This is a genomic window from Pseudomonas sp. OV226, from assembly GCF_003148705.1.
Classification (GTDB): Bacteria; Pseudomonadota; Gammaproteobacteria; order Pseudomonadales; family Pseudomonadaceae; genus Aquipseudomonas.
Genome location: NZ_QGGS01000002.1, coordinates 393,246 through 412,610 on the forward strand (window position 1 = coordinate 393,246; position 19,365 = coordinate 412,610).

Here is a 19,365-nt window from a genome sequence, read left to right on the forward strand (position 1 = left end):
TAGGCCTATCTGCTTTCTGACGAACGGTCATCCGATCAGGTTGTCCAGGATGTGTTCGAAGTCCTTGCGGTGGTCGGCACGACCGCTGACGTGAAGGTATCGAATCACGGACTTGGCCTCGTCCTTGTGCCGTGGCCGGATCTGCGCAAGCAACTCAAACACAAACCAGTCGCGGGCCGACGCTTCCGGGGCAGGATCACCGGCGTAGCGTTCACATGCATTGCGCAGCCAGTAGAGGGCGCTCCAGTACTCCAGCTCGTAGATGCAATCGCTCAGGGTGTTAGGCATCAGATCCGGCCTGGCCTTGAACCTGGCAGCAACCTCGGATTTGTCTAGGTCAAAGTGGTCAACAGGCTTCAACCCATCGAGCACCGAGGCGCAGAACACCTCGGCATCGGTCAGGCTGAAAATCCTGTCACCGAAACGCGACCTGGCCTCTGTCTGTCTTCGGAGTTTCTCCACTGACGACTTGGCGAAGCTCTCAAGGTTGCCCAGGTCGAACGATGACAGGGCCGCGAACATGTTGTTTGGGTGCTTGACCTGGAGCCAGTGTCGGTAGCGTTCCTCAAGCTGCTTGAACGGCGTCTTGATGCGCTTGGCCGCTTCCATCGCCGCCTCGATGTGTCCAGGGTGGCCGGTGCCGATCACTTCGCGCAGCCACAGCAGGGCGTCAACCTCACTATCCCCGGTGACTCTTTGTTGCGGCGGTAGCTCTTGCACGGCTGGCCACGTTTCTGCGCTCAGTTGAATCGGCGGCAGGCTGAACAGGGCTCGGTGGGACTCATTGTCGCGAAAGGCACCCGACCGGCTGACGATGGTCTTGACCGTGCCGAGGGGTATCCCAGTGATTTGGGAGACTTCCCGGAACGAGTGACGGCGGCGCAGATCGAGGATGCGGGTTCGCTGATCCTCTGAAACCCCCTGTTTCATTGTGTTCAAGGTGAAACCCCCTGTTTCAAAGTTTGGACTTGCTTCCGTTTCAAGCAGAGGCAGTCACTGCACTTTTCGGGTAGTGGATTTGAAATCCTTAAGGGGGCGATTTCAAACCGAACCCTTAAGGTGTTCCCCTCCTGGCCAAGTCGGGGGACTCCTCAAAACTGAGGAGACGGTTTTCGGATCTCAAATCCAGATTTGTGAAAATCCCATATGTAACCAACCCGGTTCTTGTTGGGTTACCACCGACCAGCCAAATCTGGCGAGTCGGTAATGCCGGTTTTTCCGATATTTCAAAACCGGCAAATCACCGGTTTTCCGGGTATTTCAAAACCTCGAATTTCGCTGATTTGACCTGACGGTACATACCCGGAATTTCGGTGGTGTAGGAGATATCGGAAATATTTCCGGCAAGTCAGTCAGCGTAGGGCGGAAAGTTGAGCCGGTAGCGGTTTGGCCGTGTGAGTGGCTGGACGATCAGGCCGAACCGTAGGCGTCCAGCCACTCATCCACACTCTGGTCTTGAGGTGTCTTAGGGGTAGGTATAGGGGTGTAAGGAAAGGTCTTGTATTCGTCCTTTCTTATTAACTTGTTTTCGTGGTTTGAAGCACACGTAGTTGGAATCGTCTGTAGACCTTGTGGTTCGTGGTCTATAGCCATTTCCTTGTCCGGAACATTTGTCCGGATGTTGTCCGGGAGTTGTCCGGATCTTGTCCGGGAGTTGTCCGGCAAAACTGCCTTTCTGAATTGCTCGGCACTCAGGCTGACAGGCACCAGACTGCCGGCGTCGACACGATCGCCAGCCAGTGATCCGGTCAGCAGGACGTTGCGCAGCTTCCCCATGTAATCGTGAATAGCTGATAGGCGCCGAGGGAACGGCAAACCAGTGCCCATCCAGAACTTGTAGAAGTGGCTGCGCTTTCCTATACGGAATTGCCCCTTGGGGAGTGGCGCGCCAGCCTTGGCCTTAGCGGTGTTCCGTTGACGTGTCAGATCGGCGTTGAACACTGCGTATACAGACTGTCCATTCATTAGAGAGACGAAGCGCAGCGTGATGCCCGCGCTCCGGGTTTTGCCATAGTGGCCAGTTGAATAGTCTGTGTACTCGAAAGCATCCAGGCCCAATGACATAAGCGCCTCACGGCAAAGTCTGGCCCGGTTGGTACTAATCCACTCAGGCGGTACGGGCTTGCCGCTCGCCGGTTGAATGGCGAGCTGCCCAAGCTCAATGCTCACCGTGTCTCCACGGCTAAGTAGTTTTGTGGCTAGGCATTCCATTCAGCGGCTCGCAGTCAGGCGCAAAAGATCGGCTAAATTTTCGGCCGATCTTTTGCTTGGGGTCAGAGGATTGTCAGGCTGCGCGCTGCGTGCCACACTCTGTCCTGACATTGCTTTCCCGGTGATCGTCACGACCCTGGCGGCGTTCCAGCGCTGCCTTGGTCATCTCCTCTTCTGCTGCTTCGTGCTTCTCCATCGCACCACTTAGCCACTCGCTGCGCTCTTCCAGGCTGTGAGCCGCAAACTGCAAACCCTTCATCAGACCTTCAAGCTTGTACGCACTTAGGAACGGCTTCCCGTCACAGCCCTGTTCGCACAGATCGTCACTGACCAAGCTGGCAATCGTTCTCATGAAAATACCGGCGTCCATCATCAGTTCGGCATCGCCTTTCGCTACGTGCAAATTCATGCTGCATCCCCTTCGAAAAATTCAATGACCTGCTCGGCCCCCATGTCGTAGCGGTGGCCAGCTTCAATGCGGTTGGTCGCTTCTTCGATCAGCATGAACTCACCCATGTTGTCACCGGAGTAGCGCATCTCTGAGCGCTCAGCCCGGTAGCCGTGTTTCTCTGCGATCCGCTTGGCGCGGGCGTCCAATGCGTTCTGTTTCTTAGGCATTTGCAATTACCTCTACTCGATAAGCGCCCAGTCGGCGCAGTAGCTCCAAATCGACCAGGCGGGTGCTGGCCGGGAGCTGCAGGGTGCCCAAAATTTTCTGGTCACCCCCGATGATGCGGACGCTCACCGTGTGTTCTCTTTGGCTACGCGGTTGATATAAGCGTCCAGGTTCTTGACCAGGATCAGGCGGCGGCGACCGAGCTTGAAACTCTCGATTTCACCGCGGGCAACGATGGCGTACAGGGCAGAACGTGCGACACCGATAGCAATGGCTGCATCGTCAATGCCGAGGGCTAGGGGTGCGAGGGGCTGGGGTTGAGACATTTGATTCTCCGCCTGGCTGGTGGGTTGAGTTGGCCAGGTGGAAGTATCCTAGAACGCAAAATAATAGGTTGCAAGCAAATACTGCACGTAACCACACGATTGACAGTGTTTGCGTTTGCGTAGAGTATTTGCCTAAATTTAGGAGGATTGCGTCAGTGGCCAGGCCAAGAAAAACAACCGATCAAAGCTCGACGGTAAGTGTCTCGCTGCGGGTAGACCCTGCCATAAAATATGCGATCGATATTGCGGCGCGCATACAAAAGCGTACCGTTACCGGCGTGGTTGAGTGGTCGGTTGAAAAGTCATTGGCAACAGTACAGATGCCGATTGACTTCATGGTGGCGGGCAAAAAATCCCCAGAACTACCAGAATCTGAGAGCGTCATTGAGGCGGTAAAAGACCGGCTGTGGTCGCCCGACGATGCAATACGTTTGGTGCGCCTGGCGTTTGAGTTCCCCAGTCTCCTCACTTTTGAGGAGAGTTTATTATGGGAATCCCTTCGCTTGTCGCCGCCTTTCTGGCGATTTACGCCTTTAGTGGTTGTAGAGGCAAGCCCATGGAAAAACGCTCGCCTTGACGTTATTACAAAATACTGGCCGGAGCTCACTAGGCGAGTTTCTGAGTCAGGGAAAATAGTTCAAGTTACGTGGGAGGATGTCGGGCTTCCAACTCCATACGAACTTGAGGAACGGAAGGCGCAAGCGATTGAGGATGGTGGTTATTATCAAGATGTTGAAAGAGAGAATGAAGCCTTGCGAAATGAAAATAAAGCACTAAGGTCTCTCACCGATAGCTTGAAAACGGTGTTGATGAAGATTGACCCTAAAACGGCGAAATTCAAAAAAGAAGATCTACCGCCGCAGCTTTAACGTCAGGCGCTAAGTGGGCATACCTCAGCGTCATCTTGATGTCGGTGTGCCCCAGCAGATCCCGGACGGTGTTGAGCGGGACCCCAGCCATCACCAGGCGTGACGCGAAGTCATGGCGCATATCGTGCCAGCGAAACCCGCTAATGCACGCTTCCTGCAGCAGCTTGAGCCAAGCACTTTTAACGTCTTCCATTCGGCCACCTTCCAGCCCTGGGAATACAAAGGCCGATTCTCCGCTCTGATCCTTCCACGCCTTGAGCGTGCTGAATACTTCGGCGTTCATTGGGATATGCCGGGTCTCAGAAGTCTTTGCGGTGTCACCGCCGACTGTGATTGTCTTACTTTGAAAGTTCACCATTGGCCAAGTGAGGCCGAATAGTTCGCCGCGCCTCATGCCAGTATTGAGCGATATCAGCACCATCGGCTTTAAGTGGTCGGTGAATGCAAGTTTTTTCAGGTCAGGAAAAAGGGCTTTATTGCGTTCGGTACGCCACTTATTTGCACTTTCTCGCTCTAGGCATGCGCGATGCTCTCTAACTTCCAGTGCGTTTCTGATGTTCTTGGCTTCGTCCTTCAACAAGTACCGCACCTGGCCCTTAGTATCCACTTTCAAAGGTTTGATCTTGTCCAGGGGCGAGGAGGGCAGATACTCCCAATCGACCGCCCTGGAGAACACGCCGCTGATGGTGCCCATTTTGCGGTTGGCGGTTGAGGGCTTGTTGCCGGCGCTGAGCCACGATGTGCGTAGTTGCTCAAGATCTCGACTCGTGATCGCGTCCAGGCGCTGATCTATGATCGATGAGAAATTGTTGTCCAGGGTGTGCAATGTTTTTGTAGACCCCTTGTTGTGGGCCTTGAACCATGGCATGTACGTGTCGTCGATGAACTGGCGCAGGCTGGAGGTTGCTGCCCCCCGTCCGGACTGCGTAACCGCCAGCGGCTCGCCATGCTCATGGGCGTCGGCGAGGTATCGAGCGGCGTCCGTTCGTGCTTGTGCGAGCGTGAGCGTTCCTACGCGACCTAGTGACCGTTCCCTGTTACGTGCCCACGAAACCATATAGGCCATATGGCCGGTTGGCTGTACCCTGATGTACAGGCCGGGCTGGTCGGTATCAAAGACCCGGTAATGTTTTTCCTGGGGCGTGAGGCTGTTGATTAGTTTCTGTGTGATCTTGGCTTTCATGTCCGTACCAGCAGTGTACCAGCAGAAAACACAATATCAGCCAGATTGACCGGACACAACCACACTGTAAGTGGCTGATTTTATAGGTAAGTTGTTGTTTGGTAAGAGCAATTTTTGACCCTCCTAAGGGGAAGGCTGGCAGTTCGAACCTGCCCTGGGACACCACCTTCCTTTCCACACCGATGACGTTCCTTTTGCCGCTCCGGCCAAGGTCAGAAATCGTATTTCACCCCCGGCATGCCCTCATAGCTATGGCTGTCGCCATCAAAGGCCTTCTGATAGCCGGCTGAAATATAGAACGTGACTTTCTTGTCGGCCTGATAATCGACACCCAGGTTGGCCTCCCACCAACTCCCGCCAATATCCGCCTCGAAGGGTACGAAGCCGTCGGCCGAGGAGAATTCGGTTTTGGGTTGCCCCTTGAACTCATGCCAGACACTGGGACGCAGCCAGCCATTGGTGCGCAATGTTTCTCCTTTGTCATTTTCGCGGAACCAGTCTTTGGCAAGGCGCACGCCCAGGCGGCCAATCAGCGAGTCGACATCCCTGAAACGTACATCGGCAGCAATGTCATTGCTGTCATCGAGGTCGATGTGCGAATAGATCAATTGAGCCTGCGGTTCGAGGTAGAGGTTTTCGTATTTGTCCTCACCTTCGCCCTTATCGATCAAGAACGGGTAGCCGCCTTCCAGTGAGGCTGTATAACCCCGGGATTGACGGCGTTGACTGTCACGGTGGTACCGACCGGTACTGTGCAGTTCGTGTTATTGGCCACCGCCGGTGACGGACAATCAACCGGCCATGCCGGCGCAACCAGGCCACCCAACAGCGTCACGACGGTCGCGAACTGCCCTGGCAGGCGTATCTCTGGAGTAATGCTCGAGTCGGCGGACTTCGCCGGGAGGAGGTCTTCGTTTATACGCGTCGGGCCGGGGGGCGGTGGGGTTCTGACCACTCGCGCAAACATTTAGCCGACACTTGAGGCCTACTAATTCTCAAGGTAACGCCAGTGCTGGCCGATAACCCGAACGGTCACGCTCTTCTTCTTAAAATTGCCTGGAAATCTTCGATGCTGTCGTATCACCAAAAGAGTTTTCTGATCGTCGATGATTTCTCGGATTTCCGCAGTTCCGTCAGGTCCATGCTGCGTGAGCTGGGCGTCAAGGACGTGGATACCGCAGATTCTGGCGAGCAGGCGCTGCGCATGTGTTCGCAGAAGTCCTACGATTTCATCCTGCAGGATTTCCACCTCGGCGACGGCAAGAAGAACGGTCAGCAAGTGCTTGAAGACTTGATGATCGAGAAGCTGATCAGCCATGAAAGTGTGTTTGTCATGGTCACTGCTGAAACCAGCCAGGCCATGGTCCTCAGTGCGCTGGAGCACGAACCGGATGCCTACCTGACCAAGCCGTTCAACCGCTCGGGCCTGGCTCAGCGCCTGGAGCGCCTGGAGCAACGCAAGAACCTGCTCAAGCCGATCCTGCAAGCACTCGACCGTGGCAAGCCACTTGAAGTGCTCAACGCCTGCATCGAGCTGTGCAAGAAAGACATCCGTTATTCACCACTGTGCTTGCGCTACCGTGCGGATGCGTTGCGCGACTTGAATCAGAACGAAGCGCTGGAGCGCCTCTACGACAGCATCATTGCTGATCGACCGTTGCCGTGGGCGTTTGCCGGGTTGGGCCAGTTGCTGTTCAAGCGCGGCCAGGTCAGCCAGGCCAAGGGCATCTACGAAAAAGCGCTGAAAGTGTTTCCGTTGATGCCTGCGTTGTATGACGGCATGGCCGACGTGCTGGTGGTCGAAGGCGACAACAAGGGCGCCCAAAAAGTACTGGAAGAAGCCATTCGTCTGTCGCCGCTGGCGGTTCGCCGACAAGCGCTGCTGGGCAAACTGGCGATGGCCAACGAAGATTTCGACACCGCCTCCCGAGCTTATCGCCAGGCGGTGAACCAAGGGGCCCAGTCGCGTTTCAAGGATGCGGAAAGCAACCTGGGCCTGGCTCATGCCTTGATCAGCAAAGGCAGCGAGAAAGGCCTGGATACTCGCACCCGCCTGGAAATCAACACGACCCTGAGCCTGGTGGCCAAGGAAAATCCGAGCGACCCTGGCCTGCAGATTCGTGCGCGCCTGATGAAAGCCACCAGTCTGTTGCTCAACGATGCCGAAACTGCCGAGAAGCTCACCGAGCAAGCGATGATGCGCCTTGATGGCATGGAGCAGTTCATGAGCGCCGAAGCCGCGCTGCTGGTGGCCAAACAATTGCAAATGCTCGGTCAGGCGAGTGCTGGCGCATCGATGTTGAAAAACTGCGCGGAAATCTACGGTGACGATCCGGTCGTGATGAAGGGCATCGCCAAACTGACTGACGACCCGACGATCCTCAGTTCCAGCAACGCCGCCGCCGAACTGAACCGCCAAGGCGTGCGGGTGTACAAGACTGGCAACCTGGTGGAAGCCCGCGCGGTGTTCCGCAAAGCGCTGGCAATGCAGCCGAAAAACATCAGTATCGCCCTGAACATGGCGCAGTCGCTGTTGCACGGCACTGACACCAGTGTGCCGTCGGCGGAAATAGAAGAATGTCGGGTTTGCCTGAAAATGGTCGGCTTGATGCCCGATACCGACGCGCGTTATCCGCGCTATCAGAAACTCAAAATCAAGGCGTTCAACGGATGAGCCAAGACAGCCCGGCATTGGATTTCTCGACGGTGATTGCCTCCACCGTGCATGACATGAAGAACTCGCTGGCCATGGTGATGCAGGCACACAGCCATTGGCTGGCGCGCTTGCCTGATCCGCAGCAGCACTGCCCGGAGCAGGGCGTCATCGAGTATGAGTTCGCGCACCTCAACGGGATGTTGGTGCAGTTGTTGGGCCTGTACAAACTGGGCGTCAATCAGCTACCGCTGCAGCCGGCCTACCACGATCTGGATGATTTCCTTGAGGCGCAACTGGCCAGTCATCAAGAAGTGTTTGCCAGTCGCGGCATCATCGCGACCTACGAAGTCGACCCGTTGAGCCCGCTGGGTTTCTTCGATCGGGAACTGGTCGCCTCGGTGCTGGGCAACATCATCAACAACGCCATTCGTTACGCGCGCGAGTCGCTGCTGATCAGCGTCAGTGACGAGGGCGGTCAACTGGTGCTGAGCATCAACGACGATGGCAACGGCTATCCGGCCGAGATGATCGAGTGTCAGGCGGATTATGTGCAGGGCATCAACTACAGCAGCAGTAGCACCGGGCTGGGCCTGTATTTTGCCGGGCGGATCGCCGCGCTGCACCAGCGCAATGGCGTCGGCGGACGCACTCTGCTCAGCAATGGCGGCCCATTGGGCGGCGGTATGTTCACCCTTTATCTGCCCTGACCGTTCTTTATTGTGTGGCACTGCTTGAAATTCTGAACAGGCGGAGCCTATTTTGTACGGGTCGCCGTTCGCGGCTCGCACAACAAAGGATTGCGTCATGACAACCGATGGCCATCGTTCACTCGCACAGCGATTGGCGGGCATTGATGAGATTGAATGTGTCACCCCGGACTTGAATGGCGTACCCCGGGGCAAAGTCATGACGGCCGAGGGTTTTCTCGAAGGACGACGCTTGCAGTTGGCGCGGGGTGTGCTGCTGCAATGCATCATGGGCGGCTATCCGCCGGCACGTTTTTACGGCAGCGATGATGGCGACCTGGCCTTGGTGCCGGACGTTGCGCACATCTATCGGTTGCCCTGGAGCCAGCAGCCTCGGGCGCTGGCCATTTGCGATGCGGACGAATTGAGCGGCGAGGGTTCGCGACTGTCGACCCGTGGTCAGCTCAAGGCTGTGATCGCGCGCTATGCGGCTCGTGGCCTGGCGCCGGTGGTAGCGACCGAGCTGGAATTCTTCGTGTTCGCGCCCAACCCCGATCCGACACAACCGTTCCAGCCTCCCGTGGGCCTGGACGGTCGTCGCGAGGACGGTCAGTCGGCGTTCAGTGTCAGTTCCAATAGCGGCTTGCGGCCGTTCTTCAGTGAAGTCTACGAATGCATGGCGGCGCTGGGTTTGCCGCGCGATACCTTCATGCATGAAATGGGTGTCAGTCAGTTCGAGATCAACCTGCTGCATGGTGATGCGCTGCTGCTGGCCGACCAGACATTGCTGTTCAAGCACCTGCTCAAGGAAGTCGCGCTAAAGCATGGCCTGACCGTGGTCTGCATGGCCAAGCCGCTGGCGCACACGCCGGGCAGTTCGATGCATATTCACCAAAGCATCGTCGACATTGCCACCGGAAAGAATGTGTTCAGTGACGAAGCCGGTCAGCCGACCGCCGCTTTCCGTCACTTCATCGGCGGTCAACAGGCCGGCATGGCTGATTTCACGGCACTGTTCGCACCCAACGTGAACTCTTATCAGCGCTTGTGCCATCCGTATGCGTCACCAAATAATGCCTGCTGGTCCCACGACAATCGGGCTGCCGGGTTGCGCATTCCGGCCAGTGCGCCGGTCGCTCGTCGGGTCGAGAACCGTTTGCCGGGGGCTGACGCGAATCCGTACCTGGCCATCGCCGCCAGCTTGGCCGCGGGCTTGTATGGTATTGAAAAAGAACTGGAGCCGAGTGAGGCGATCCAGGGTGAATTCGAAGTGCCGGATAATCTTTCGCTGCCGTGTACCTTGCATGCGGCTCTTGAGCGTCTGAAACGTAGCCAATTGGCGAAGGAACTGTTTGGCGCCGAGTTCATCGAAGGCTACGTCGCTTCGAAGTCCATGGAGCTGACCAGCTTCTTTGATGAAATTACCCCTTGGGAACGGCGTGTTTTAGCCGCCCAGGCCTGACGCTTCGTCGTCTTCGGGCTATCGTTTGGTTAGCCTGATCTTCACTGCAAGGAGCCGCTCGGAACGCCGATGCGCCAAATCTGGAAATCCTTTCGAGCGCTGTATTTCGCCTCGCTGATGATGTTGATCGGCTCGGGCCTGTTAAGCACTTACCTGGCCTTGCGCCTGGCCGCCGACCATGTCGACAGCCTGTGGGTGGGTGCGTTGATGGCGGCCAACTATTTCGGCCTGGTGCTGGGTGGCAAGATCGGTCACCGACTGATTGCCCGGGTCGGGCACATTCGTGCGTATGCCGCGTGTGCCGGGATCGTCGGGGCGGCGGTGCTCGGCCACGGCTTGATCGACTGGCTGCCGGCCTGGCTGTTTCTGCGAGTAATCGTCGGCCTGGGCATGATGTGCCAGTACATGGTCATCGAGAGCTGGCTCAACGAACAGGCCGACGCGAAGCAGCGCGGCATGGTGTTTAGCGGCTATATGATCGCCTCGTACCTGGGCTTGGTGCTGGGTCAACTGATACTGGTCATGCACCCCGGCCTGGGCCTGGAACTGCTGATGCTGGTCGCCTTGTGCTTCGCCTTGTGCCTGGTGCCGGTGGCCCTCACTCGAAGGATTCACCCGGCGCCGTTGCACCCGGCCCCGATGGAGCCGCGTTTCTTCATCAAACGCGTGCCGCAGTCGCTGAGCACGGTATTGGGCGCGGGGTTGATCGTCGGCTCGTTCTACGGTCTGGCGCCGCTGTATGCCTCCCAGCAGGGACTGTCCACCGAGCAGGTCGGTCTTTTCATGGGTAGCTGCATTTTTGCCGGCCTGCTGGTGCAGTGGCCGCTGGGTTGGCTGTCTGACCGTTATGACCGGGCGCTGTTGATCCGTTGTTTTGCCTTCAGCCTGGCACTGGCCGCGCTACCGCTGGCGATCCTGCAGAAAGTGCCGTTGGAGGTGTTGTTCATCTCCGGCTTCCTTTGCTCGCTGGTGCAGTTCTGCCTGTATCCGTTGGCCGTGGCGTTCTCCAATGACCACGTTGAAGGTGATCGTCGGGTTTCGCTGACGGCGATGTTGCTGGTGACCTACGGTGTCGGCGCCAGTATCGGGCCGTTGGTCGCCGGGGTGCTGATGAAGCTGTTCGGCAGCCAGAGTCTTTATGCGTTTTTCAGTTTCTTCGCGTTGGTGCTGGTGTGGCGGATCCGCCCGAAAGCGGTCACCAACCTGCATCAGGTCGACGATGCGCCGCTGCATCACGTGGCGATGCCGGACAGCATGTCGAGCTCGCCGCTGGTGGCGTGCCTTGACCCGCGTGTCGATGAGCAGGTGGTGCAGGAGCAGATGCACAGCCCGGTTCATCCTGAAGCGGAGCCGGAGCCGGAGCCGGAGCCGGATCCGACTCCTGAGCCCGAATCGACGCCACCGGAAGACCCGGACTCAGGTCGCGAGCAAAGTTTTACTGAGGCCAGGCCCTAACCTTGAGGCATAAAAAAACGGGCAGTTCCGCAAGGGACTGCCCGTTTTTTGTTGAAGCGCTGGATCAGATATCGTCTTTGTCGAAGCGTCGGGCTTCACGCTGAAGCTGGTACACGAAGCGCTCGACCTGGCGCTGCTCCAGCCCGCTCATATTGTGAAAGCGGAGTCCGGCGAAGGTGGTGGAGATCTTTTCTTCGAAGTGCAGGTAACGCAATTCCACCGGTGTGGTCATGCTGCCGAAGGGCAGGGCGGCAACGAAGCGCTCGTAGACCTGGCCCAATTGCAGGCGGCTGGTGATGTCGCCCTCAAAACGCAATTTGCAACCGGTGGCGGAAATATCCAGCAACTTGCCACTGACCGGCGATTTGAGCTTTTCACCGCTCAGTTCGACATTGACCAGTTGCGCCAGCTTCAACGCAGCCCGGAAGGCATTGCGGCGCTGGTGGTAGACCACTTGGTCGGGGAGTTTGCCGCGATAGCAGCGTGTGTTGCCGGATTCGTCGATGTTCAGCAGACCGTTGCTTTCCCAGGCGATGCGCACGCCCTCATGGAAGCCTTCGATCCGAAACGACTCGCCCGCCAGCAGATAGCGTTCGCCATCGCGGGGCACCATCTCGTCCAGGGCAATCATGTTGTTGTCACGGTCAACGTCCACCAGATAGCTCTGGAAGCGCTGGTTACGCTCGTGGAACGTGATGATCAGCGGATCATGGCTTTCTTGCAGTTGCCGCAGGTTACCCGCGATCTCCATGGGTGTGGAGAGTACCTTCGGTGGCTGCGGAGCATCTTCCGCGGTTAAGGCATTGGACACGGTTCATCATTCTCCGGACAAAATATGACTGCGAATAGCCAGCATATTGCCAGCATGTGACGCGTCTTGATAGAGCGAGCTATTCAACAGAATCAAGCCTGACTGAGCGGGCGCGGCTTCGCTAATTTGGAGGTTGATCCGCGGGCATCGTAAAGCGCAGGTGGTTCGCCGCCGGTGAGGATCTTCAGCTGATTGGCCGTGGCGGCCTGTTGTATCAGGATCGACTGACCATTATTGACATTGATCGCCTGGCACTGAGCCAAAAGGTCTGTCAGGGCATCGCTCTGCGCCAGCAATTGCTCACCCACGCTCGACTGGCTGGCGAGTTGCTCCAGGCCTTGGCGATTGGTGGGCAGGTTGAGGCTGGCGAGGATTTCGCTGCGCTTGCGGCCATGCTGTTCGAGCAGAATGATCATTGCCTGTTTGCGCGCCAGAATGTCTTCGAGCAGCGGCATGTCGCGACCATGCAAGGCGAGGGCCTCGGTTTGCAATAACTCCAGCAAGTGTTGCGCTGGAGCAAAGTCGTCGATGATCAGTTGCAGTAAATTAGTGTCGTGCATGACTGGCCTTGGGGTTTAAGCGTCCAAAAGCCTGGCGCAGGCCGTGGCCTAGCGCTGGGCTTCGAAGTTGAGCAGTTTGCTGGCTACACGGTTGCTGTCGACTTTATAGCTGCCATCGGCAATCGCTGCTTTCAACTCGGCCACGCGGGCGTTGTCGACGGCAGGTTGATCGCGCAGCTTGTCAGTGACCTTCTGCAACTGTTGAGCCTCATCGCTGAGGTGTACCGATTCCCCGATATTGGCGGTACTGGCCTGTTGAGCCGCCGTATTCAGCGGCGCGGATTTGCCGGCTTCGGCAGCTTCCTTGTTGGCGCTGGTACGCGTACTGCCGGGCAGTGGCGAGGAACTGTTCAAACGGCTGAAATCGATGACCATGATAAAAAACCTCTGGGTATTTGGACGCTTGCCATGTTTTCGGCTCTCCCTGCAAAAACTTTAGACCCATTTATCAATGAGCTTGCATGCGCCAGCGCATTTTCTGCGTGCGGCACAGTTTAGGGAACAGCCAGGCAGCGCGCCATAGCTTTACCAAGCAGAGCGCCTTACATGGAGACCTCCACCTGGCCCGGCGCGATCACCTGCGCCTTGATAACCCGTTGGGAGTTAAGGTTTTTCACCCGGATCTGTTCACGCAAGCCGCCGTTCGACAGCGCTTCGCCCGGCATGCGCACACTGAGCGTACCGCTGCGAGCGGTAATCACCACCTGGTCGCCCTTGGTGATGACTTCGGCCTGTTCGAGGTGGACCAGCGTCAGGACCTGACCAGCGACCGTTGGTCGGGTAAGTTTCTGTCCGATCGTTTGATCCGTAGAGGTGAAGTAGCCCTGGCCGATCAGGCTGATGTCTCGTTCGCGCAGCATGACGTCGCCCGGCTCGATAAAGCCGGCTCGCTTGAGTGGCCGAGTGGTGGTGACGACGTCTCGAAACAGGCGGACTTGAGCGGGCACGAAGACCGTCCAGGGGGAAGTGCTGTCACAACGAACCTTGACCGTGACGCGACCAATCGGGATCGCCGGGCTCTCCAGGGTGGCTGTCAATTCCTTGTCGCACATGGGCATGCGCAGGCGTGGATCGAGCTGCTTGACCTCAATCTCATAACGACCTTCGGTTTGACTGGTCGCCAAATAGTCTTCTACGGTGAACTCAAGAAAGCCCTGAGTGACGCCGATAAGCATGTCAGGCAAGGTAACTGCGTCAGCAAGGGCAGGGCTGCCAGCGTTGAACAGGCAGACGGCAGACACCGCGCAAAGCACTTGGCGAGCGTGTGATGTCAGGCGTCGGAAAAATGTCGGTTCTGTGTTCATAAGAGTTAAAAAGCAAGCGCCGTGCCGTTTAGCAATTAACGTGCGTCGCAACACACTTAAGCGTTGGTGTAGGAGTCTGTGCATGGCTGGTGTAATGGATGCGGTAAACCAGCGCACGCAACTGGTAGGGCAGAATCGCCTGGAGCTGTTGTTGTTCCGTCTCGACGGCCAGCAGCTTTACGGGATCAACGTGTTCAAGGTTCGGGAGGTGCTGCAATGCCCCAAACTCACGCTGATGCCAAAATCCAGTCCTGTCGTGTGCGGTGTGGCAAACATCCGGGGGGCGACCATTCCGATTCTTGATCTGGCGATGGCGACCGGTTCCGGCGCGCTGAAAGATCAAAGCAATCCGTTCGTGATCATCACGGAGTACAACACCAAGACCCAGGGTTTCCTGGTGCGCTCGGTGGAACGCATCGTCAACATGAACTGGGAAGAGATTCACCCGCCGCCCAAGGGCACGGGGCGCGATCATTACCTGACGGCTGTGACTCGGGTCGACAATCAGTTAGTCGAAATCATCGACGTCGAGAAAATCCTCGCGGAAGTGGCCCCGACACCGGAAGTGATTTCGGTCGGCGTGGTGGATGTCGAAACCCAGCACAAGGCCTTGTCCTTGAAGGTCCTGACGGTCGATGACTCGTCGGTGGCACGCAAGCAGGTGACCCGTTGCCTGCAAACCGTCGGTGTCGAAGTGGTCGCGTTGAACGACGGCAAGCAAGCGCTGGACTATCTGAAAAAGCTGGTCGACGAAGGGAAAAAGCCGGAGGAAGAGTTCCTGATGATGATTTCCGACATCGAGATGCCGGAAATGGACGGGTACACCCTGACGGCCGAGATCCGCAACGACCCGCGCATGCAAAAGCTTCATATCATCCTGCATACTTCGTTGTCGGGTGTATTCAATCAGGCGATGGTCAAGAAAGTCGGTGCCGATGACTTCCTTGCCAAATTCCGTCCTGATGACCTGGCATCCCGGGTAGTCGACCGGATCAAAGCAGCAGATATCAGCTAGGGGCCTTCTGCCCCTGGTGGTTAACACGATTTAAGAGGCGGCATCATTGTCTACGGGTAATTTGGATTTCGAACAGTTCCGGGTGTTCCTGGAAAAAGCCTGTGGCATTTTGCTCGGTGAAAACAAGCAGTACCTGGTCTCGAGCCGTCTCAACAAACTGATGGAACAGCAAGGCATCAAATCCCTGGGTGAGCTGGTCCAGCGCATCCAGACCCAGCCGCGCAGCGGTTTGCGCGAAATGGTGGTGGATGCCATGACCACCAACGAAACCCTGTGGTTTCGTGACACCTATCCGTTTGAAGTCTTGAAGAACAAGGTATTGCCTGAAGCGATCAAGGCCGCTCCCGGTCAGCGTCTGCGGATCTGGTCGGCGGCGTGCTCGTCGGGTCAGGAACCGTACTCGCTGTCGATGTCCATCGATGAGTTCGAGCGCGTCAACATGGGTCAGTTGAAGATGGGTGCGCAGATTGTAGCCACCGACTTGTCCGGCACCATGCTGACCAACTGCAAGACCGGCGAGTACGACAGCCTGGCCATCGGCCGAGGCCTGTCGCCCGAGCGTCTTCAGCGTTACTTCGACCCAAAAGGGCCGGGACGCTGGGCGATCAAGGCGCCGATCAAGAGCCGGGTGGAGTTTCGCTCGTTCAACCTGCTGGACAGCTACGCGGCCCTTGGCAAATTCGACATCGTGTTCTGCCGCAACGTGCTGATCTACTTCTCCGCAGAGGTGAAGAAAGACATCCTGTTGCGCATTCACAGCACGCTCAAACCGGGCGGCTATTTGTTCCTCGGCGCGTCCGAAGCGCTGAACGGTTTGCCGGATCATTACCAGATGGTCCAGTGCAGCCCGGGGATCATTTACCAGGCGAAGTGATTGTTCACCGGCAATACAAAAACGGGAGTCCTCAGGGGCTCCCGTTTTTTTTTGCCTGATGATTTCCCACCAACACCGCTAACCCCTGTAGGAGCCGGGCTTGCCCGCGATGGCGGTATGTCAGTCAAATTAACTTTGTCAGATATACCGCCATCGCGGGCAAGCCCGGCTCCCACAGTGTATTTCGGTGTTCTGAAAACCGGTGATAAGCGGCAGAAAAGCGGCAGCCAGCGGAAACCGGTTGCCGCTTTTCTGGCATTGCCGCTTTGCCACCGCCCGCAAAGCCCCTGTTTTCGGGCTTTTTCGAATTGGCACGCCGCTTGCTATGTCTCTGGTTACGAAAAATCAGGTCACCCGAAGGTTTCCCGACATGAGCATCAGCTTCGATAAAGCGCTCGGTATCCACGAACAAGCCCTGGGCTTCCGCGCTCAGCGTGCCGAAGTCCTGGCCAACAACATCGCCAACGCCGACACCCCGAACTACAAGGCTCGGGATCTGGAATTCTCCAAAGTGCTCGCTGCACAGAACGAGAAAACCAAGAACGGCACCTTTGCCTTGAACATGACCAACAGCCGTCATATCGAAGCTGAAGGCCTGGGCAATGGCGACGAGTCGCTGATGTATCGCACGCCGATGCAGCCATCGATCGACCAGAACACCGTGGACGCCCAACTGGAACAGTCGAACTACGCGGAAAACGCGGTCGGCTTCCAGGCCAGCTTCACCCTGCTCAACAGCAAATTCAAAGGGCTGGTGTCAGCCCTGCGCGGAGAGTAAGTCATGTCTCTATCCAGTGTTTTCAACATTGCCGGTAGCGGCATGAGTGCTCAAACCACTCGCTTGAACACCGTTGCCTCGAACATCGCCAACGCCGAAACCGTCTCGTCGAGCATCGACCAGACCTATCGCGCCCGTCACCCGGTATTCGCCACCATGTTCCAGGGCGGCCAGAGCGGCGGCAGCAACTCGCTGTTCCAGAGCCAGGACGCTGCGGGTCAAGGCGTGCAAGTGCTGGGCGTGGTCGAAGACCAGAGCAACCTTGAAGCGCGCTACGAGCCGAACCATCCGGCTGCCGATGCCAAGGGCTACGTCTACTACCCGAACGTCAACGTCGTCGAAGAAATGGCCGACATGATTTCCGCGAGTCGTTCGTTCCAGACCAACGCTGAAATGATGAACACCGCCAAAACCATGATGCAGAAGGTCCTGACTCTCGGTCAGTGATAAGGGGCGACTCAGATGAGTGTTATCGATACCACCAGTGGCGTGAGCCTCAAGGATGTCCTGGCCAACTCTTCGGTCAAGGCCAATAAATCCAGCACCGATGGCCTGGCTGCCGCAACCGGCAGCGCCACGGGCAAGAAAGCGTTGGGCAAAGACGCGTTCCTGCAGTTGCTGGTGACCCAGCTGAAAAACCAGAACCCGTTGGAGCCGCAGGACAACGGCGCGTTCGTCGCGCAGTTGGCGCAGTTCAGCAGCCTGGAAGGCATCACCACGCTGAACGATACCGTCAGCGGCATTGCCGGCAACTACAACTCCTCGCAAGCGCTGCAAGCGTCTTCGCTGGTGGGGCGTTCGGTGGTTGCCCAGACCGATACCGCAGTGGTCGATACCTCCAAGAGTTTCAACGGTACGGCGGTCGTACCGGCTTCGACGAATCCGGTGACGATCAAGATCACGGATACCGATGGCAAAGTCGTTCGCACCATCGATCTTGGCAGCCAGCAGGCCGGCAACGCCGGTTTCATCTGGGACGGCAAGAACGATGCGGGCGAAGTGGCCAAGGCTGGCACTTACAAGTTTGCAGCTACCGCGACTTACGACAGCAAGGCGACCTCGCTGGTGACTTACCTGCCGGCAACCGTCAACAGCGTGACCATCAGCCAGACCGGCGGTGAGTTGATGCTGAACCTGGCAGGCCTGGGCAGTGTTGCCCTGTCCAAAGTACAGACCATTGGTATATAGAGCCGACTAACACGGCACAAAGGAGTGGAATATGTCTTTCAATATCGGCCTTAGCGGTCTCTATGCAGCCAACAAACAACTGGACGTAACCGGCAACAACATCGCCAACGTCGCGACCACCGGTTTCAAATCGTCCCGTGCAGAATTCGAAGACGTGTACTCGGCCACGCGCCTGGGTACCGGCAGCAAGACCGTCGGCAACGGCGTGCGTCTGGCCAACGTTTCCCAGCAGTTCGGCCAGGGCGACGTGAACAACACCGGCAACGTGTTGGACATGGGTATCCAGGGCAACGGTTTCTTCGTCATGAGCGACAACGGCTCGCTGAGTTACACCCGTGCCGGTGCGTTCAAGACTGACGCCCAGAACTACGTGGTCGACAACAACGGCCGCCGCTTGCAGGGTTTTGGCGTAGACGCCAACGGCAAGATCATCAACGGCGTGCTGACCGACCTGAAAATCGACACCTCGAGCCTGGCGCCGCACGCGACCACTCGTGTCGACCAGACGATGAACCTGAACTCCTCGGACCCACTGCCAACAGTGACCCCGTTCAACGTCAAAGACACCAACAGCTACAACAAGACCATTTCCACCCCTGTGTACGACACGCAGGGTAACCAGCACACGATGGATCAGTTTTACGTTAAAAATGCGGCGTCCAACTCCTGGACTGTTTACACCTACATGGACGGCCGTAGCCCAACCAACCCGCTGACTGAGCCACCGGTGCCGATCCAGGCTGATATCACCTTCAATCCAGATGGCACCATCAAGACGCTGACGGGCGGTGCTGGCTGGACGCAAACCGGTACCACCCTGACCATGACAGGCTGGAAGCCGGGCGTGATGGTTAACGCCAACACCAACCCGCCGACCTGGGCCCTGAACGGTTCGGACGCGGCCGCGGCCGGTATCGCGTTCGACATGACCAAAACCACTTCTTACGCTTCGCCAACCGCACGTACTGCGCAGTATCAGGACGGTTACGCGACCGGCCAGATTTCCAGCCTGACCATCGACGAAAGCGGTGTCATGACCGCCAACTTCACCAACCAGCAAACCAAGGCCATCGGCCAGGTAGCCATTGCCAGTTTCGCCAACGAACAAGGCCTGCAGCCAATCGGTGGTACTGCCTGGAAAGAAACCTTCGCTTCAGGCGTGCCTGGCATCGATGCACCGAAAACCGGTACGCTGGGTTCGGTGGTGTCCAACTCGCTGGAAGAGTCCAACGTCAACCTGACCAACGAGCTGGTTGATTTGATCAAGGCGCAGAGCAACTACCAGGCGAACGCCAAGACCATCTCCACCCAGAGCACCATCATGCAGACCATCATTCAGATGACTTGATGCCTGATAGCGCTGCATAAAAA

22 protein-coding genes are annotated in these 19,365 nt (G+C 57.3%); 11 read left to right on the forward strand and 11 right to left on the reverse strand.

Translation table 11 applies throughout. The features are described from left to right. Window positions 1–27: 27 nt before the first annotated feature. The 5 genes from C7534_RS04910 to C7534_RS04930 all read right to left on the reverse strand — a co-directional run bounded on the left by C7534_RS04910 (window position 28) and on the right by C7534_RS04930 (window position 3,153). Entirely contained in the window at window positions 28–930 is a 903-nt protein-coding gene (locus C7534_RS04910) for a hypothetical protein (RefSeq protein WP_109785153.1), read from the reverse strand. Window positions 931–1,410: 480 nt separating this feature from the next. Beyond that, window positions 1,411–2,169, reverse strand: coding sequence for a hypothetical protein (locus C7534_RS04915; protein ID WP_256594749.1), 759 nt, complete (start codon window positions 2,167–2,169; stop codon window positions 1,411–1,413). Between the two features lie 115 nt (window positions 2,170–2,284). Beyond that, entirely contained in the window at window positions 2,285–2,620 is a 336-nt protein-coding gene (locus C7534_RS04920; protein ID WP_109785155.1) for a hypothetical protein, read from the reverse strand. Next, complete coding sequence (locus C7534_RS04925) at window positions 2,617–2,829, reverse strand: hypothetical protein (protein ID WP_109785156.1); 213 nt, start codon at window positions 2,827–2,829, stop codon at window positions 2,617–2,619. Before C7534_RS04925 ends, C7534_RS04920 begins: the two co-directional genes overlap by 4 nt. Before the next feature lie 123 nt (window positions 2,830–2,952). Then, window positions 2,953–3,153: a helix-turn-helix domain-containing protein gene (locus C7534_RS04930; protein WP_109785157.1), complete on the reverse strand. Its 201-nt coding sequence runs from the start codon at window positions 3,151–3,153 to the stop codon at window positions 2,953–2,955. Window positions 3,154–3,308: 155 nt separating this feature from the next. Between C7534_RS04930 and C7534_RS04935 the strand changes: the two genes are divergently transcribed. Next, window positions 3,309–4,022, forward strand: a complete 714-nt coding sequence (locus C7534_RS04935) for a hypothetical protein (protein WP_109785158.1) — start codon at window positions 3,309–3,311, stop codon at window positions 4,020–4,022. Here the strand turns inward: C7534_RS04935 and C7534_RS04940 are convergent. Beyond that, window positions 3,991–5,205 carry a phage integrase gene (locus C7534_RS04940; RefSeq protein WP_109785159.1) on the reverse strand — a complete coding sequence of 405 codons (1,215 nt, stop codon included), beginning with the start codon at window positions 5,203–5,205 and terminating at the stop codon, window positions 3,991–3,993. The genes C7534_RS04935 and C7534_RS04940 overlap by 32 nt on opposite strands. Before the next feature lie 212 nt (window positions 5,206–5,417). Beyond that, window positions 5,418–5,963: an autotransporter outer membrane beta-barrel domain-containing protein gene (locus C7534_RS04945; RefSeq protein ID WP_109785160.1), complete on the reverse strand. Its 546-nt coding sequence runs from the start codon at window positions 5,961–5,963 to the stop codon at window positions 5,418–5,420. A gap of 311 nt (window positions 5,964–6,274) precedes the next feature. Here C7534_RS04945 and C7534_RS04950 point away from each other — a divergent pair, with 311 nt between their 5' ends. The 4 genes from C7534_RS04950 (at window position 6,275) to C7534_RS04965 (ending at window position 11,464) form a co-directional block, all read left to right on the forward strand. Beyond that, the gene (locus C7534_RS04950; protein WP_109785161.1) at window positions 6,275–7,879 is read left to right on the forward strand and encodes a tetratricopeptide repeat-containing response regulator; all 1,605 of its coding nucleotides are present in this window, start codon (window positions 6,275–6,277) and stop codon (window positions 7,877–7,879) included. Beyond that, window positions 7,876–8,568, forward strand: coding sequence for a sensor histidine kinase (locus tag C7534_RS04955; protein WP_046031546.1), 693 nt, complete (start codon window positions 7,876–7,878; stop codon window positions 8,566–8,568). Before C7534_RS04950 ends, C7534_RS04955 begins: the two co-directional genes overlap by 4 nt. A 199-nt stretch (window positions 8,569–8,767) precedes the next feature. Continuing rightward, the gene (locus C7534_RS04960) at window positions 8,768–10,009 is read left to right on the forward strand and encodes a glutamine synthetase family protein (protein ID WP_175649042.1); all 1,242 of its coding nucleotides are present in this window, start codon (window positions 8,768–8,770) and stop codon (window positions 10,007–10,009) included. A 69-nt stretch (window positions 10,010–10,078) separates the two neighbouring features. Further along, on the forward strand, window positions 10,079–11,464 hold the full coding sequence (locus tag C7534_RS04965) for an MFS transporter (protein WP_109785162.1): 1,386 nt from the start codon (window positions 10,079–10,081) through the stop codon (window positions 11,462–11,464). A gap of 64 nt (window positions 11,465–11,528) precedes the next feature. Here C7534_RS04965 and C7534_RS04970 read toward each other — a convergent pair whose 3' ends face one another. The 4 genes from C7534_RS04970 to flgA all read right to left on the reverse strand — a co-directional run bounded on the left by C7534_RS04970 (window position 11,529) and on the right by flgA (window position 14,139). Then, window positions 11,529–12,275: a flagellar brake protein gene (locus tag C7534_RS04970; RefSeq protein ID WP_046031549.1), complete on the reverse strand. Its 747-nt coding sequence runs from the start codon at window positions 12,273–12,275 to the stop codon at window positions 11,529–11,531. 92 nt (window positions 12,276–12,367) lie between these two features. Then, the gene (locus tag C7534_RS04975) at window positions 12,368–12,835 is read right to left on the reverse strand and encodes a flagella synthesis protein FlgN (protein ID WP_046031550.1); all 468 of its coding nucleotides are present in this window, start codon (window positions 12,833–12,835) and stop codon (window positions 12,368–12,370) included. Window positions 12,836–12,883: 48 nt separating this feature from the next. Then, window positions 12,884–13,210 (reverse strand): flagellar biosynthesis anti-sigma factor FlgM, encoded by a 327-nt coding sequence (gene flgM, locus C7534_RS04980; protein ID WP_046031551.1) that lies wholly within the window; start codon window positions 13,208–13,210, stop codon window positions 12,884–12,886. A 167-nt stretch (window positions 13,211–13,377) separates the two neighbouring features. Further along, window positions 13,378–14,139 carry a flagellar basal body P-ring formation chaperone FlgA gene (gene flgA / locus C7534_RS04985; protein WP_109785163.1) on the reverse strand — a complete coding sequence of 254 codons (762 nt, stop codon included), beginning with the start codon at window positions 14,137–14,139 and terminating at the stop codon, window positions 13,378–13,380. Between the two features lie 82 nt (window positions 14,140–14,221). Here flgA and C7534_RS04990 point away from each other — a divergent pair, with 82 nt between their 5' ends. The 6 genes from C7534_RS04990 to flgE all read left to right on the forward strand — a co-directional run bounded on the left by C7534_RS04990 (window position 14,222) and on the right by flgE (window position 19,342). Next, window positions 14,222–15,154: a chemotaxis protein CheV gene (locus tag C7534_RS04990; protein WP_077431459.1), complete on the forward strand. Its 933-nt coding sequence runs from the start codon at window positions 14,222–14,224 to the stop codon at window positions 15,152–15,154. 46 nt (window positions 15,155–15,200) lie between these two features. After that, window positions 15,201–16,028 (forward strand): protein-glutamate O-methyltransferase CheR, encoded by an 828-nt coding sequence (gene cheR, locus C7534_RS04995; RefSeq protein ID WP_010457158.1) that lies wholly within the window; start codon window positions 15,201–15,203, stop codon window positions 16,026–16,028. Window positions 16,029–16,398: 370 nt separating this feature from the next. Beyond that, the gene (flgB, locus tag C7534_RS05000; RefSeq protein WP_046031554.1) at window positions 16,399–16,806 is read left to right on the forward strand and encodes a flagellar basal body rod protein FlgB; all 408 of its coding nucleotides are present in this window, start codon (window positions 16,399–16,401) and stop codon (window positions 16,804–16,806) included. A 3-nt stretch (window positions 16,807–16,809) separates the two neighbouring features. Beyond that, entirely contained in the window at window positions 16,810–17,253 is a 444-nt protein-coding gene (gene flgC / locus C7534_RS05005) for a flagellar basal body rod protein FlgC (RefSeq protein ID WP_046031555.1), read from the forward strand. 15 nt (window positions 17,254–17,268) lie between these two features. Then, window positions 17,269–17,994, forward strand: a complete 726-nt coding sequence (flgD, locus tag C7534_RS05010; RefSeq protein WP_109785164.1) for a flagellar hook assembly protein FlgD — start codon at window positions 17,269–17,271, stop codon at window positions 17,992–17,994. A gap of 31 nt (window positions 17,995–18,025) precedes the next feature. After that, window positions 18,026–19,342: a flagellar hook protein FlgE gene (flgE, locus tag C7534_RS05015; protein ID WP_046031557.1), complete on the forward strand. Its 1,317-nt coding sequence runs from the start codon at window positions 18,026–18,028 to the stop codon at window positions 19,340–19,342. Window positions 19,343–19,365: the final 23 nt, after the last annotated feature.